The sequence below is a fragment of the Turneriella parva DSM 21527 genome, from assembly GCF_000266885.1.
Classification (GTDB): domain Bacteria; phylum Spirochaetota; class Leptospiria; order Turneriellales; family Turneriellaceae; genus Turneriella; species Turneriella parva.
In genome coordinates, this window is record NC_018020.1 from 695,513 (window position 1) to 710,076 (window position 14,564).

Sequence of the window (14,564 nt, forward strand, 5' to 3'; positions counted from 1 at the left end):
CAAGTTTATGAATTGTGCTCAGAATAACTTCAGCAAAATATGCGTCAAGACAATGTTATGTAATTACTATGGCGTGTACTCATAGATGGTTGTTGTGCCCGCAGAGCCGGACAATCCACCAAAGTAGTATATTTTGCCGTTACGAGTCACTACGCCACCCAGCGACCGCGGGCTTGGAAGCGCAGTGCAACCACCGCTGCAATCAGTTTTCATATTTGTCAAAAAGTTATACTCTTCGACCAGGGTGTACTGGGTGGCAGATGCATTCTGGCCGCCAATCACATAGGCTGAGTTGCCAATGCTAACTGCGGCCAGGCCGTAGCGCGGGGTCGCAAGCACTGGGCAAGTCGAACCGCAATTTGTCCAGGTATTTCCGTTCGCGTCATATTGGCTGACGGCATCGGTGAGGGTTGAGCCCGAGTTAATGAACCCACCGAATGCAAAAATGGTATCGCCAAAGCCGGCCGTCGCTCCCGAACTGAAGTTGTGCGAGACCGCTACCTGCGCTGCCGACCATGAATCAAGATCGGGTTCAAAGTAATGATTGTTCGTGCAGCCGAATGCGGTACCCGCATTACAATCAGTCGTCGTGCTGATACCACCCATCGCGTAGATTCTTGAACCGACTGCCGTCACCGACATATTGGCTCTGGCGAGGCTATGGCTGGTCGCTGATGTGACTGACGGCCCGGTCGGATCAAAATACCTGACATTGGCAACTCCGTTGGCAGCGCCGGCGGCTGTGCCGCCGCCGAAAACATAAACACGACCGTTGTATTCGATACCTGCGGCGTTCATGATGTTGGTCGGCCAGGTACCGCAGTTACTACCACAATTGGTGAAAGTCTCTGTCAAAAAATCAAATTCATAGATAGTGTTCGTCGCTGTGCTGCCATCGGCCGTACCACCGATGAGGTAGGCTTTATCGCCGACAACAGCTGCAGCCATTTGACCCAGCGATGCGGGCAACGTTGCTGACAAGATTCTCCAATTATTGCGGAAAGCCTTTGAGTCTGAAAGATCACCCGGCGGCATAAAGGTGTCTTGCAGCCATAAATCTCCGATCGAGTGGCTGGTGACGACGTAGAGATCGTCTGAAATAAAATCATCGGCTGAAAAAAGCAGAAAATCATTCGTTGCCGCATTGGTCACCGAAACGTTTGCGTTGCTGAGAAAGAGACCTTCGCTGAGAAGCGAAATATTCACCGAAAGCGAAGGCGCAACCGGAAAATCAAGCGTAGAGAACCAAATGCCGCTGGGGTCGGCAAAGATCATGCTGGTATTGTAACCGGTGACAGAGCTCGGCACCCGACTGACATTTTCAGCAAAGTTTAACAGAAAATTGTTGAGCGTACCGCCGTTGTGCGCAGAGTCGACCTTTGAATAGCGTACTGTCATCGTACCGTCGCGCGAAATCATGCTGGGTATTTCAGGCCCAAAGCCCAGAAACGTGTCGGCACTGCGCGTCGAGTTGCCAATGCCGCCGAGTCCGCTGCCGATTCCGGTGAGCTGCGTGGCAGGGGTTAGTTCAAACGAATAGGTTCCCGCACCAATTTCGTAGGCGAACGCAATATCGGTGCTGAAAGGCAGCGCGCTGTAGCGTATACGTTGCGCACTGTTCAGAGGCGCGCTGCCGTTCGGGCGCACGACCACCGGGCTTTCGAACACCGGCATCTGCAGGTCATTATTATAAGCAGTCGCCGAAACAGCAATAAAGAGGTTATGCATGCCGGCGCTGCAGCTGGCGCAATCACGGTCTGAGGCGAAAATCAGGGCCAGCTTCGAATCGGGCCTCTGTATCAGCACCGGGTTGTACTCATCGTACTCGTCGGTCGAAATGGTAGAACCGTCGGCGAGCCTTAGGCCGATGCGGGCCTTGTCGATATCGATTTTTTCGGCGACAGGTCGGGAACAATAGGTAGACAAAAGCAGGGCAAAAAGTCCCAGGCGATTGTATTTCATATCTCAACCTAGCCGGCGCGCATTACTCCGTCAATCATTTGCCTTCAGGCTGCTGCGCCACAGAACGCTGCGCAGTTCGGTTGCGCGAAAGTGTGTCAGCTGCTTGAGCTCGCCCGCGCGTGAGTCAAAAATATGCACATTCAGGCGGCACGCAATATTGCCGCCTTCGTCGACCATGCGGCAGTCATTTTCGCCCGACATGAGTATTGCGAGCGACATGCCATCGGGTGAAAAATCAAAACTCTCGACACCACCAAATCCCGACCCCGAAAAGAACCCCGGCGCCGGTAATTCGGCGAGGTCAAGCAACTGGCCCTTGCGGCCGCCGAATTCAGGCGACACCCAGATATTGCGCGGACGCAGAATGCCCTCACGGTTCTCGGCAGCAGCCACGCGCGCCGCGACCACACCCAGCGGCGAGATGCGAGCATCAAAAATATAATGGCCAGAAATTTCACCGAGCCGTTCGGGCGCAGCGGTTAAAGATTGCTTTCGCCAAAAAATCCAGCTTTGGTCTTTGCCGGTTGCATAGGCGATGCGCCCCGTACCGGCGTCTGCAGTGAGACCGGTAATGCGGTCTTTATCGTTTTGGGCTATGGTCGTTATCGGCTTCTCATGCGGGTCGATGGCAACGATACGATTCTCTTTTTGGTACGAACCTTCGAGACAGATGAGTCGCTTCGCTGCGCCCCAGCTACAACTGCGGTACGAACCTTTGTGAACCTGTTCGGCGCCAGTTGTTACGTCGACGACGCTGATGCCCGTCGATATCTGGCAGGCAACAAAATACCGCTGCGGTGAGAGCGAACACGCGAAGTAGGATTTATTTTTGCCATGAGCATGCGGCGCCAGCTGTGCAATTTTGCCGAGACGCGACAGGGCATACTGATCGACGATGAGCTTTGTGTCTTGATATATTTCTTTGAGCTGTGCGTTTTGAATCAGCTCAAGTTCTGTCGCTGCGCCGCTCGCCGGGTGAATCAGCACTGCGCGCGATGCACGGTGCGGTGCTTCAGCGGCGGCGACCAGCGCAACAACACCGCTGGGCACTTCGCCGCCCGCATTCGGCAGAGCGGCAAGGTACTCGCGCCCGCGGCATGCAGAGGCTGCGAATAGAATGATCAAAGCCAGAGCCGAACGCCGCATACACGATCATATGCCGTGCCGCATTGCGCTGGCAAGCCTGATTACGGACTCTGCCGTCTTAAATGATGCGCGAAACGACTTCCATGAACTGGGCAGGCTTAAAGGGCTTGGTCATCCAGCCGTTGGCGCCGGCATCTGCCCCCTTCTTGCGCATGCAGTCTTCAGATTCCGTCGTGAGCGCGAGAATTGGCACATCTTTGTTGCGCGAGCGAATCTCTCTGATAAGGCCAATGCCGTCGAGCTTGGGCATATTAATGTCGGTGACCACGAGGTCAAAACCGCTGCCAGTCGTGCTGTTGAACTTCGCCAGGGCCTCTTCGCCATCGCTCGCCAGAACAACCTGATAGTTGCCGGTTTGCAGCGTCATTTTGACCATTTGGCGCATTGTTTCTGAATCATCTACCGCGAGTACTGTTTGCATTTGAACCCTCCGCAATTGGAATAAGGGTCTCTAACACGAAATTGGGCAAATGTCAATTACCGAGACTACCCGGTCATCTTAGTAATCTTACCGATGCTCGCCCCTGCTGGGGGCAATTTCGGCAGGGGTCAATCGGCTTGACGCGTTGTGCGGTGCGAAAAAAATGCCGAAAATCAGTAGAGATACGTCTAATAGTTATCCATCCGCCTTATACCTGATGGTTATTAAAGGAGCAACATGAATACAGCAGAAAACCTCGAGTCACAATACAACCAAGAGCACTTGCACAAGACGCTCGCCGACTTCGTGCTGCAGCGCCGCGAACAGCCAGACCTTTTCGCCTGGTGCAAGCCTTTCGCTGAATCGGTAGACTACCAGATCTCGATCGGCCACCACATGTACCGCCGCGTGATGCTCTCGGCCAACGCGAACCGCGTCGTTGTCGAAGACCAAAAGACCGGCAAGCCGAAAGAAATGATCATGATGGGTTCGAACTCATACCTCGGCATCAACAACCACCCAAAAGTGCGCGCAGCGGCGATCGCGGCGGCAGAAAAATACGGCGCGGGTGCCGGTTCTCCCCCGCACTTTTCTGGTTATTACGACGTGCACCGTGAGCTCGAAAAAAATCTGTCGGAGCTCAAAGGTACTGAAGACACAATTCTGTATCCGTCGGGATATTCAACCAACGTCGGCGTTCTGTCTTGCTTTCTGGGCCCCAAAGACACGATCATCATCGACAAACTTGCGCACGCATCGATTATCGACGGTGCGCTCTTGTCTGGCGCCAAGATCACAACCTTTCGCCACAACGACATGGATTCACTCGAGCGCGTGCTCATCCAGACGAAAAAAGGTCTCGGTGACCGACTCGTGGTGGTTGAAGGTGTCTATTCGATGGACGGCGACATCGCTCCCCTGAAAGACATCTACGACCTCGTGCAAAAGCACGGCGCAAAACTGATGGTCGACGAAGCGCACTCAACGGGTGTACTCGGCAAGACCGGTAAAGGCTCACCGGAGCACTTCGACCTCGAAGGCAAAATCGACATCGTCATGGGCACTTTCTCGAAATCGCTCGGCGGTGTTGGCGGCTTTATCTCTGCCAAAAAAGAAGTCGTGCGCTACCTGCGCTTCTTCTCACGCGCATACTTCTTCGCGGCGTCACCGACCCCGATGCAGGTTGCGGCGCAGGTTGCGGCGCTTGACGTTCTGAAAAATGAACCGCAGTGGCACGCCCAACTGTGGGAGAATATCAAATACTTTCATGCTGAACTGAAAAAGCGCGGCTTTGATATCGAGCGCACACAAACAGCTATCACGCCTGTTGTGATCGGCGATTCATTCGTGATGCGCGAGATCACCAAGTTTCTCGATGAGCGCGGCGTGTTTGTGAACCCGGTACCATACCCGGCTGTACCCCGCAAGAAAGACCGTCTGCGACTTTCGCTCTCAGCGCTGCACACTCGCGAAGACCTCGATACGGTGATCGCGCTGCTCGACGAAGCAGAGGCAAAATACAAATTCGTCAAGAAAGAAGAACACGCTTGATTATCTGGCCTGGGGCCAAATAATCAGAAGGCCCCGTCAGGGGCCTTTTTTACAGGCCCAGCCGTGACTCAAGACCGGCGCGGGTCGATTTGAACTCGTTGAGGTCAGACATGAGCCCTGAAAGGTCGCTGCGCAGTGCGTCGTAAGAAATATGCATTCCCGTAGTCGTTTCGGTGGCGGCGCGGCTTTCATAGTCATGCGTCGCAGCACGTTCGTCAAAGCGGTTTTCCTGGGCGGCTGCCAGCGCCGGCTGTGGGGCCGAGGCCGCTTCACGGTCTAAGCGGCGCTGTTTTTTGAGTTTGAGCTCCGCCTCAAGGCGATCGTTTTCAAAGGCAAGGCGGTCGAGATACGCACCGACGCGCGCCCACTCGTCGTTGCCACCCGGTTCTTGTGCTGCTGGCGCCTGACTCTGCATATTCTATTTTCGACCTGCTGCCAAAAAAGCTTGACCCTTCGAGATAAACACCGATGCACTTAAGGCTCAAAGTTATGGATTCGATTCATGTCAAAAGGGGGCAGTTGGTTATCAGCCGGGTCGTCACCGCTCTTTTATTTGTCTTTCTGGGCTTTCTGCCCGCATGCAACAAACCCCAGCATGCCGAAGCGGGCCTTGCCTTTCGCGATTGGTACATTGCCACACCGATGGGCAAGGGCACCATGTCAGTTGCCTATGGCGTGATTGAAAACCAGAGTGCGGCTGAACGGCATTTGGTTGCCGTTTCGCTTTCATGCGCCGACTCGGTCGAGATGCATGAAACCACCGCAGCGGCGGGCAGGGTGTCGATGCGGGCTCTGCCTTCAGTAGTCATAGGCGCGAATGAGAAAGTTCGCTTTGCGCCGGCCGGCAAACATCTGATGGTATTTGGGCTGAGGCAGAACGAAGACTGCAAGATACAGTTCACTCTCGGTGCCGAGACCCCCACCTTCGCGATACCGATACGCGCCCGAGAGCTGAAGTGAGCCGTTACCGCCACCTGCCCAAAATCGCGCTGCTATGGATTTTCATGGCAGGCTGCGGCGACCGTATACAATTTCAAGAGTTGCCGCTCGGCCTTGGTGCAGACACAGCTCTCGAATCGCAAGATGGCGCACGCGAACGGGTTGCCGCAGCCTTAAAACCGATCACTTTGCTTTTTTTCGGTTACACGCGCTGCCCCGACTTTTGCCCGATGACGCTGCACAAGCTGCACGCAGCCGTGGGCGACGATGCCCAACTCAAAGACAACCTGCGCCTGATTTTCATCAGCGTCGACCCCCAGAACGACAAGCCTGCGGAGTTAAAGCGCTACCTTTCTGCTTTCAGCTATGCGCGGGGCTATACGGGCAGCGCTGAAGAGTTGCGGCAGACAGAAAAATCTTTTGGGGCATTCTCGAAACCTGCCGACAAAACCATTTCGCACTCATTGTATCTTTATGTGCTCAACCGGCAAGGTCGGGTGATTCACCTGATTCGCAGCGATGCGCCGGTGGCAGAGTTACGCAAGGTAATGCAGCAGGCGCTTCAACACAACCAGGGCAAATAAGATGCCCACCTATTCAGATGATATTCTGCGCCTCGCAGAAGCCAACATGGTACCGCTCTTGCCGGGTGAACCCACGGTCGAGCTGGCGAACAGGCTCTGTGGCGATCGTATCATCATTGCAGCCGCTGTTCAGGTTGGCGGCGCGCTCGAAATTCATTGGCAGGCTGAGGGTTGCGCGATTCTCAAGGCCAGCGCCGCATATCTCGCGCGTACGCTGAAAGGCATCTCGCGAGAGGCAGCTCTGCAGCGGGTCAGCGAGTTCATGCGCACGTTCGAGGTTGAAGCAAAATCGACACCCGAGGGGCCACTGGCGCCAGTCTACAAGCTGCCGGCGCGATACAAATGTGCGCTTTTACCCTGGCAGGCCTGTGAAAATTTTCTGCGCGAGCGCCGCTGACACCTCGGCGCTGACGCCCGTTTCTTTCTTGATTTTTTTGGCGAGAGCTTCGGCAGTCATACCACCGAGGTCAGCTTTGCGCAGCGCGAGCAGAATCGCTGCCCGCTTCTTTTCGCCGATACCTTCGATACCGTCGAATACTGAGCGCAAATTGCGCTTCATGCGCAGATTGCGGTGGTAGCTCACGGCGAAACGGTGAGCCTCATCGCGGGCGCGCCGCAATATCTGCATACCCGGGCTTTCTTTATCGAAGCGCAGAATTTTTCCGTCTTCGGTGTAAATCTCTTCAAGCTTTTTGGCAAGCCCCATCATGGGTATCGTCAGACCAGCCTCAGTGCGGGCGCGCATCGCCGCGCCCAGCTGGGTGCTGCCACCATCGATGACGATCAGATCTGCTGCGGCAACTTCGCCAGTCTTCACGCGCGCGAGCCGCCGCGAGATTGCCTCGTACATCATTGCAGGGTCGTTCGCCCCTTCAACGGTCTTGATGCGGTATTTGCGGTAACCTGACTTGTACGGCATGCCATCTCGCAGCATCACTCCGCTTGCGACGGGTTCGCTACCCTGAATATTCGAGATATCGTAGCATTCAATCAGCTGCGGCGGCGCTTTGAGGCCCAAGAACTTCTGCAACTGCTTCAGACCGATTCGTTGGTTACGCAGATTTTCTGAAAGCAATCGTTCGCGCATCACAAGCCGTGCGTTGTTGGTCGCCATCTGCATCAATGCCTGCGGATTGATTTCTCTGCCGCTGAGTGCCGCTGTTTCTGAAAACTCACCCAGCTGAAGCACCCGCACGCTTGCCGACAGGGCTTTACTCCACTCGCCCAGCTCAAGACCATTGGGCACAACAATGTATGCCGGCAAATCGAGCATGCCGAGATAGTAATCTCTGAAGAACGTCTCGGCGAAATCGGCATCGGTGAGCGCACTGGCTGCCATGTCGGTCTCGGTCACTGAAAAATTTTCTTTGGCGATGAGCCTGCCGTCGCGAAACTTCAGCAGGCAAATCTGGGCAAACCGCACCTCACCCCCTGTGCTACGCTCCTCACCCTCTACTGAAGAAGAGGGGGTCAGGGGGTGAGGGCTTATGTCTTCGTCGCGCAGCGACAGCTCTGATTTGAGCGTTTCATAATCGGCTGAATAGATGCCGACAATATCGAACGCAGGAGTTACGTTTTGCATTTCAACCTGCGGGCTGAGGTTGCGCTCATTGAAGTACGCGAGAATATCACGCAGTTTTGCGGCCTCTTCGAATTTCGTTTCAGACGCCAGCAGATGCATTTTCTGCTCAACCTGCTGGCGCATTTCGGCGTCATCGCCTGAGATGAAGTCGATCGCCTGCTGCACAATTTTGCCGTAGTCTTCGCGATTGATCTTTTCAGCGCAGGGCGCAAGGCACTTCTTCAGATGGTAGTTCAAACAGGGTTTCGCAGGTTTGGCGAGCGGCAGTTTGAGAGGCCGGCGCCGCAGCGGAAACATATCGAGCGTCAGCTGAATCTTCTCGCGAGCCACCTGCGCTTTTGAAAACGGCCCAAAGTAGAGATTACCTGGCAGGCGGCGGCGAGTCAGGTAAATTCGCGGGTAGGCTTCGCTCATCGAAATGCAGATATAGGGATACTGTTTGTCATCTTTGAGCCGAACATTGTAAACCGGACGATGCTTCTTGATGAGGTTGTTCTCAAGCAGCAGCGCTTCGGTCTCGTTTTCAGTCGCAATCCACCTGATTTCGCGTGCACGCTTCATCAAGAAAGTCGTCTTGAGATCGTCTGAGGTCAGGTATTGCCGCAGGCGGGCGCGCAGCTTTTTAGCTTTGCCGACATAGAGCGGTGTCTTGCTGTCTGCGCTTTCGAACCACTGGTACACGCCGCAGCTGTCGGGCGCGTGGGCGATGCGTTCAGAAAGCGTCAGCTCTGACATTTATGCAGATTTTTTTGTGGCCTTGAGGTGTGACGGTACCAAAATCGGCAATTTAACTCCGCGTTTCGTCGCCGAGATGCGCCAGCCGCGTGAAGTTGCCTTGTAGAGGTCGAGTTCGTCGCCCTTCTTGGCGAGCATCAATGTCCAGAATTCAAAGTGTTTGTCGATGACTCTCTGCTTGATATCTGGCAGGCGGGTCATCAGCGGGCATTTGTTGCGAAACTCCCTCATAAAGATCAGCCCCACGAGCTCACCGCTCTTGTCGAGATAGGGCTCAAGCGGAAAAGTGCGGCAGCAGATCGAACGGTTTTCGCGTTCGCAGTGCGCAATACCTTTGCATTCGCAAAATATCAGCACTTCGGTTTCATCTTCGCGCTTTTGTTTTTTGTCTACCTCGGTTTTGGGTTTCCAGCGGTGCCAGAGTTCGCTGCGGCGTGAGACGTATTCGAATTCTTCACGGTAGAGCATCGGCACCGCGTTCTCGACGCTGCAACAGAGCGGTTCACCGCCGTTTTTGGGCGCGCAGAGTTTTCCACAATCATAGGGTGTGAGGCTCTCGTCGAGCAGATCGTAAAAATGCTGCAATTCAGCTTCAGTGAATTTTTGATTTTTCTTCATATTACTGCCTCTCGCTTTCAGTCGGCGACCACGATACGATTGCGGCCACTCGTCTTGGCCTGGTAAAGAGCACGGTCGGCGCGAACAATGAAGGCGTCGAGGTGTAGTTCGCCACGATATTCGGCGACTCCCTGAGAAATCGTGTGCTTGCGACCGGTGCTGAAAGTAAAGTCGACGAGATTTTCAGACAGGCGATCGGCCACCCGCTTCGCAAGCTCGGCCGAAGCGTCGGGCAACAGCACGGCAAACTCTTCACCGCCGTAACGAATCGGAATATCTTTATCTCTCAGCTGCCCCACAAGAAACGATGAAAAGTCGCGCAGAACCTGATCGCCTGCGCTGTGCCCGAACTCGTCGTTAATCTGCTTAAAGAAGTCAAAATCAATCAGAATCAGGCTAAAGCTGCGCCGCTTCAGCTGAAACTCTTCAACGAGCTGCGCGAATTTTTCATCGAGCTGCCGTCTGACATAAAGGCCCGTCAACGAATCTTTGAACGACCATTGGTAATATTGGCTGTTAATGATCGCGTGGCCGAGCTGTTCGGCAAAACTCGAGAACAGGTAGATATCATTCTGGCCAAAAATATCCAGAAACCGTCCGCCCATGAGCACAAAATCGCCCAGGCGTTTCTTGCGCACGACGATGGGGCATACCAAAACCAGAATGCCGTCGCGCGATTCAGAATCGGCAATCTGCGGCTTGTTATCCCAAATCTGTTTCATGTTCTCAAACGAACGAATCACTGCTACATGATTTTCAGTGAGCGTCATGAACCGTGCAGCTTTCTCTTGCGAGAGCCTGAATTCGCGAACGCGGTTCTGTTTGTTGGTCGTGAACACGAGCTGTTCATGATTCTTATTCGCCTGGTGCAAAACGATAAAGGCTTTGTTCACCTTCGTGATCAGACGAATCTGAATAATGACATCTTCGAAAACTTCACTGAGTTTCGTCGACGAGTGCAACGATTTACCCAGCTCAAAGTAACTGAGCAGCTTCAGATTCTGCGTAATCGCCGCGAGATTTGAGCGACGCAATTCGTCGACCAGCGAGCGGCAAGGCTCGTGGTTTGGCAGATCGTGGTGGCGAATAATGTCTTTGATCTGCATGCCTTCAGAAGAACGGGCGCGGCTACGCGGTTTTCGTCTCCTGGGTTTTGACGATCTCGGTAATTTTTTTGGCGCGGATTTCTGACGTTAATGTCTCTAAGAACTCCGCCTGCGAATATTCACGCTGTTCACCCGAAAAATAGTTTCGTGCGTTGATATTGCCTGCCGCGACTTCTTTGTCACCAATAACAAGCATGTAAGGCACCTTCAGCTTTTCGGCGCTGCGAATGCGCTTACCCAGACTCTCTTCGGGTTCTTCGATGTGCACACGAATACCGGCTTCACGCAGGCTGGCAGCAAGTTTGGTTCCATATTCCATGTGCGCCGCGTTCACGGGCAATATGCGCACCTGCTCGGGGGCCAGCCAAGTCGGAAAAGCCCCCGCGAAATGTTCAATCAGAAAGCCGATAAAGCGCTCGTGTGTGCCGAGTGGTGACCGGTGAATACACACGGGGCGTTTCAGCGTGCCGTCTTTGTCGACGTATTTCAGATCAAATTTCATCGGCATGAAGAGGTCGAGCTGGCAGGTAGAAGAAGTGAACTCGCGCCCGATGGAACTCTTAATCTGAAAATCCATCTTGGGGCCATAAAAGGCCGCACCGTCGTTTTCGACGATGTACTGCACACCCGACTCTTCCATCGCCTGCCGCGTCAGCGCCTCAGCTTTATCCCACATTTCGTTTTCGCCGTGGTATTTTTTGTTATTGGGATTTCGCAGCGACAGCACCATGTGGTAGTCGGTGATATTGAGCGCCTGGTAATAATACTCGTGTAACTTAATGACGGCTTTGAATTCTTCGACTGCCTGCTCTTCGGTACAATAGATATGCGCATCGTTCATCTGCATTGCGCGCACACGCATTAGGCCCATGAGTGCGCCCGAATCTTCGTAGCGGTGGCAGGTACCATATTCCGCGAGGCGCAGCGGCAGCTCGCGATAGCTGCGCGGGCGGTGGCCGAAGATCGTGTGGTGAAACGGACAGTTCATCGGCTTGATGTAATAGTTCTCGTTATCCATCTGCATCGGCGGAAACATGCTATCCATATAGTGCGGCAGGTGCTCGCTGGTAAAAAAGAGATTTTCTTTCGTCAGCACCGGGGTCGTGACGCGCTGGTAGCCGTTCTTCGCCTCGGTCTCTTTCGCCCAGTTTTCGAGCTCGTCTTTAATGATGTTACCGCGCGGCAGCCAGAGAATGAGCCCCGGACCGATATCTTCGCTGGTGGTGTAGAGTTCGAGTTCGGTACCGAGCTTACGGTGGTCACGCTTCTTCGCTTCTTCGACCCGTTTGAAATGTTCTGCCAAAAGTTTCTTATCGGGAAAACTCACCGCGTAAATGCGCTGCAGCATCTGGTTCTCGGCATTGCCGCCAAGGTATGCGCCTGCAACCGTCGTGAGTTTAAACACACCGAGCTTACCCGTGGCGGGCACATGCGGCCCACGGCAGAGGTCGGCAAATTCGCCCTGCTCGTAGATGCTGATCTCTTTGTCGGCAGGCAGCTTTTCGATAATACCGACTTTGAGATGCTCGCCCATGGCGCGAAATTTTTCGACCGCAGCCGATCGTTCCATTACAGAACGCACAACCTTATGGTTCTCGCGCGTGACTTTTTGTATTTCTGCCTCGATCTTTTCAAAATCGGCTTCGGTGATCTTGTCTTCGAGTAAGACATCGTAAAAGAAGAAACCCGGCCCATTCTTCACCACCGGCCCGTCTTCGAGCTGAATATGCGGATAAATACGTTTCAGCGCCTGTGCCAGAGTGTGCGCGCTCGAATGCCAGAAGATTTCTTTGCCGGCTTCGTCGTCAAACGTCAGCGGACGAGCAGAGATTTGCCCGCTGGTTGCTACCACCGCCAGTGGCCTGCTCAGGTCATAGCTGACCTTGTCGACTTCAATGCCCAGAGCGGTCTTGCGGTAAGTGGGTGCGAGCTGCTCGACAACTTCGGCAAAAGTCGTCTCGCTTGTGAAATCCCCACTTTGATCGCCGATCTGAACTTTCACCATTGCCACTTGTGCTGAGTCTTGTCGAAGCATGGTGCAGGCCGAACAAATCAGACAGGGGATAAAGTTATTTCAACGCGCCGCGCAGCCCTGACAGGTAATCCTGAATCTCAGGGTCGTTATCTTTTGTCAGCTGCCAGAAAGAAAACCCGGCGATGCGGCTCTTTTGCAGCAGCGCCATCTTTTCTGAGAAAGCAACTTTGTCCATGTAGAAGGCTACCCGCTGGCAGCCCCCCGATTTGTACCACAGTGTCGGGTCTTCGTAAATTTTGTCTTCGTGTATTTCGCGAAACTTCGTGAGGTTGCGCCACGACTTTGCGCCCTTCTCGGTATCGAGAATTTTACCAATGTCGGTCGGCTGCACGCGCTTATGCACACCGCCTTTGATGCGCACCACGTCGTTGTAATAGACTGCTTTGACCGGCGCCTTGCAGTTGAGCCCCCAGTCATAACCATAGGTCGGTATCGCCATGTAGAGCTTCTCGCGCGGTATTTTGTCGCCGGCGTATTCGATAATCTCTTCGAGCCACGCGCCAGGCGCCTGCGGCCCCGGCCCGGGGTTGCGGTATTTGCGGGGATGCAGTTCGTACGCCATGATCTTTACCATGTCTGCATGCTTGCCGAGAAAAGTATAGTCATGCGTCAGCGGCCCGCGCCAGTTCTCGCGAAAATCAAGATCGATGGCTTGCTTGAGCCCGCCGCATTTTTTCTTTTTCACGGTTTCACTGTCGATGGGCGTCTTCGGGTGCACGGCGACTGACAGCAACTTGCCGCGCGCCTTGAGCTCGCCCGATAGTTTCACGATAAACTCTTCGAATTTTTCTTTTTTGCTGCACGACATGCCTTCGTAGTCGATGTCGATGCCATCGTAACCGTAGGTCTCAACCTCTTTGACGATGATACCGATGTGCTTGTCGCGTATGTCGGTTCGGCCGCCGAGACCGATCGCTTCGTTGATTTTTTCACCTGGGTTCTCCCAGCGAAAAATAGTGGGGATTATTTTCAGATTGGGATTCTTCGCCCTCAGCGCCGCCACGCGCTCCAGTTTCTGCGTATGTCCCCAGCTCGAGACCAGCTCGCCGTTGTTATTGTGCCGGCCCTTGAGAGAATAGATAAATGGGTGCAACTGATCATAAAGATGCGCATACTGCAGCATCACATTGTAGTCGAATGACCAGCTTGAAGCCTTGAGCGGCCCTGTTGGCCCCGTGTCTTCGGCGGGCTTCTTTGCATCAACCCCCGGCGCCTTCTCAATATGCACCTGCGGGTTACTGTGGGCCTGGCGCAAAGCAAGCGGCACGCCAATGAGTAAAGCGACGGCAAGCCCCGAAAGGCCGAGAAACAGTTTTTTCTTTCGCGCAAGCGGATTGTTTTCTGTACTTTCAGGCACCTCGCTTTGCTCAGCCTCGGCGACTGGCTCTGCTTCGGGTTTTTGCACTTGTTTCTTCTTCACTGAAGTATCCTTTAGAAATCTATCGGCAAGAAAGGTGAATGAGACTACCTGAAAACTAATTCATGGTTGCAATTTTGACTCTGCTCTGCACTTTGAAAGCGGGTGAAAGCAAGCAAGTCTAAGGCGCCGAATGCCCGCGAACTGCCGGTTCACGGCTTCACTTTTCTGACCAACCACTCGCATGTGCTGATCTCGCTGGCGGCAAATCCCGGTATTACTTTGCGCGAAGTCGCGCTCAAGGTCGGCATTACCGAACGTGCCGTTCTGGCGATTGTCAAAGATCTGCACGAAGCGGGCGTGCTGGCGATTGCGAAAAATGGCCGGCGAAATACGTACCGTATCAACCGCCAGGTGCACCTGCGGCACCCGATCGAACAGCACAAGACCGTCGGCAATCTGCTCGCCGGTATTCTCGATTCTTAAGGCCTATCTCAGTAGATCGAGACGCGTAGCCAGAAGGCCACT

At 54.1% G+C, this 14,564-nt stretch carries 14 protein-coding genes; 5 read left to right on the forward strand and 9 right to left on the reverse strand.

Annotated elements, in window-relative coordinates; translation table 11 throughout:
• Window positions 1-66: 66 nt before the first annotated feature.
• Genes TURPA_RS03295 through TURPA_RS03305 form a run of 3 tightly spaced genes read right to left on the reverse strand, consistent with a single transcriptional unit; the run spans window position 67 to window position 3,529 of the window.
• Window positions 67-1,962, reverse strand: a complete 1,896-nt coding sequence (locus TURPA_RS03295; RefSeq protein WP_014801857.1) for a Kelch repeat-containing protein — start codon at window positions 1,960-1,962, stop codon at window positions 67-69.
• Window positions 1,963-1,992: 30 nt separating this feature from the next.
• The gene (locus TURPA_RS03300) at window positions 1,993-3,108 is read right to left on the reverse strand and encodes a hypothetical protein (RefSeq protein ID WP_014801858.1); all 1,116 of its coding nucleotides are present in this window, start codon (window positions 3,106-3,108) and stop codon (window positions 1,993-1,995) included.
• 58 nt (window positions 3,109-3,166) lie between these two features.
• Window positions 3,167-3,529 (reverse strand): response regulator, encoded by a 363-nt coding sequence (locus tag TURPA_RS03305; RefSeq protein WP_014801859.1) that lies wholly within the window; start codon window positions 3,527-3,529, stop codon window positions 3,167-3,169.
• Window positions 3,530-3,766: 237 nt separating this feature from the next.
• On the opposite strand from TURPA_RS03305, the gene TURPA_RS03310 reads away from it, so the two are divergent.
• The gene (locus tag TURPA_RS03310) at window positions 3,767-5,080 is read left to right on the forward strand and encodes an aminotransferase class I/II-fold pyridoxal phosphate-dependent enzyme (protein WP_014801860.1); all 1,314 of its coding nucleotides are present in this window, start codon (window positions 3,767-3,769) and stop codon (window positions 5,078-5,080) included.
• 49 nt (window positions 5,081-5,129) lie between these two features.
• Here the strand turns inward: TURPA_RS03310 and TURPA_RS03315 are convergent, their stop codons facing one another.
• Window positions 5,130-5,495, reverse strand: a complete 366-nt coding sequence (locus tag TURPA_RS03315; RefSeq protein ID WP_014801861.1) for a hypothetical protein — start codon at window positions 5,493-5,495, stop codon at window positions 5,130-5,132.
• Between the two features lie 53 nt (window positions 5,496-5,548).
• Here TURPA_RS03315 and TURPA_RS03320 point away from each other — a divergent pair, with 53 nt between their 5' ends.
• Genes TURPA_RS03320 through TURPA_RS03330 form a run of 3 tightly spaced genes read left to right on the forward strand, consistent with a single transcriptional unit; the run spans window position 5,549 to window position 7,000 of the window.
• Window positions 5,549-6,040: a copper chaperone PCu(A)C gene (locus TURPA_RS03320; RefSeq protein ID WP_014801862.1), complete on the forward strand. Its 492-nt coding sequence runs from the start codon at window positions 5,549-5,551 to the stop codon at window positions 6,038-6,040.
• On the forward strand, window positions 6,037-6,603 hold the full coding sequence (locus TURPA_RS03325; protein ID WP_014801863.1) for an SCO family protein: 567 nt from the start codon (window positions 6,037-6,039) through the stop codon (window positions 6,601-6,603). Before TURPA_RS03320 ends, TURPA_RS03325 begins: the two co-directional genes overlap by 4 nt.
• 1 nt (window position 6,604) lies before the next feature.
• Complete coding sequence (locus TURPA_RS03330) at window positions 6,605-7,000, forward strand: iron-sulfur cluster assembly scaffold protein (protein ID WP_014801864.1); 396 nt, start codon at window positions 6,605-6,607, stop codon at window positions 6,998-7,000.
• Here TURPA_RS03330 and TURPA_RS03335 read toward each other — a convergent pair.
• From TURPA_RS03335 to TURPA_RS03355, 5 genes are read right to left on the reverse strand one after another with little or no spacing between them, the layout of a single operon-like run.
• Complete coding sequence (locus TURPA_RS03335) at window positions 6,956-8,920, reverse strand: excinuclease ABC subunit UvrC (RefSeq protein WP_014801865.1); 1,965 nt, start codon at window positions 8,918-8,920, stop codon at window positions 6,956-6,958. The genes TURPA_RS03330 and TURPA_RS03335 overlap by 45 nt on opposite strands.
• Window positions 8,921-9,538, reverse strand: a complete 618-nt coding sequence (locus tag TURPA_RS03340; RefSeq protein ID WP_014801866.1) for a hypothetical protein — start codon at window positions 9,536-9,538, stop codon at window positions 8,921-8,923.
• Between the two features lie 17 nt (window positions 9,539-9,555).
• Entirely contained in the window at window positions 9,556-10,644 is a 1,089-nt protein-coding gene (locus tag TURPA_RS21345; protein ID WP_014801867.1) for a GGDEF domain-containing protein, read from the reverse strand.
• A gap of 22 nt (window positions 10,645-10,666) precedes the next feature.
• On the reverse strand, window positions 10,667-12,679 hold the full coding sequence (gene thrS / locus TURPA_RS03350) for a threonine--tRNA ligase (RefSeq protein WP_014801868.1): 2,013 nt from the start codon (window positions 12,677-12,679) through the stop codon (window positions 10,667-10,669).
• A 34-nt stretch (window positions 12,680-12,713) separates the two neighbouring features.
• The gene (locus TURPA_RS03355) at window positions 12,714-14,099 is read right to left on the reverse strand and encodes a glycosyl hydrolase family 18 protein (RefSeq protein WP_014801869.1); all 1,386 of its coding nucleotides are present in this window, start codon (window positions 14,097-14,099) and stop codon (window positions 12,714-12,716) included.
• A gap of 102 nt (window positions 14,100-14,201) precedes the next feature.
• Between TURPA_RS03355 and TURPA_RS03360 the strand changes: the two genes are divergently transcribed.
• Entirely contained in the window at window positions 14,202-14,522 is a 321-nt protein-coding gene (locus TURPA_RS03360) for a winged helix-turn-helix domain-containing protein (RefSeq protein ID WP_014801870.1), read from the forward strand.
• The last annotated feature ends 42 nt before the right edge of the window (window positions 14,523-14,564 follow it).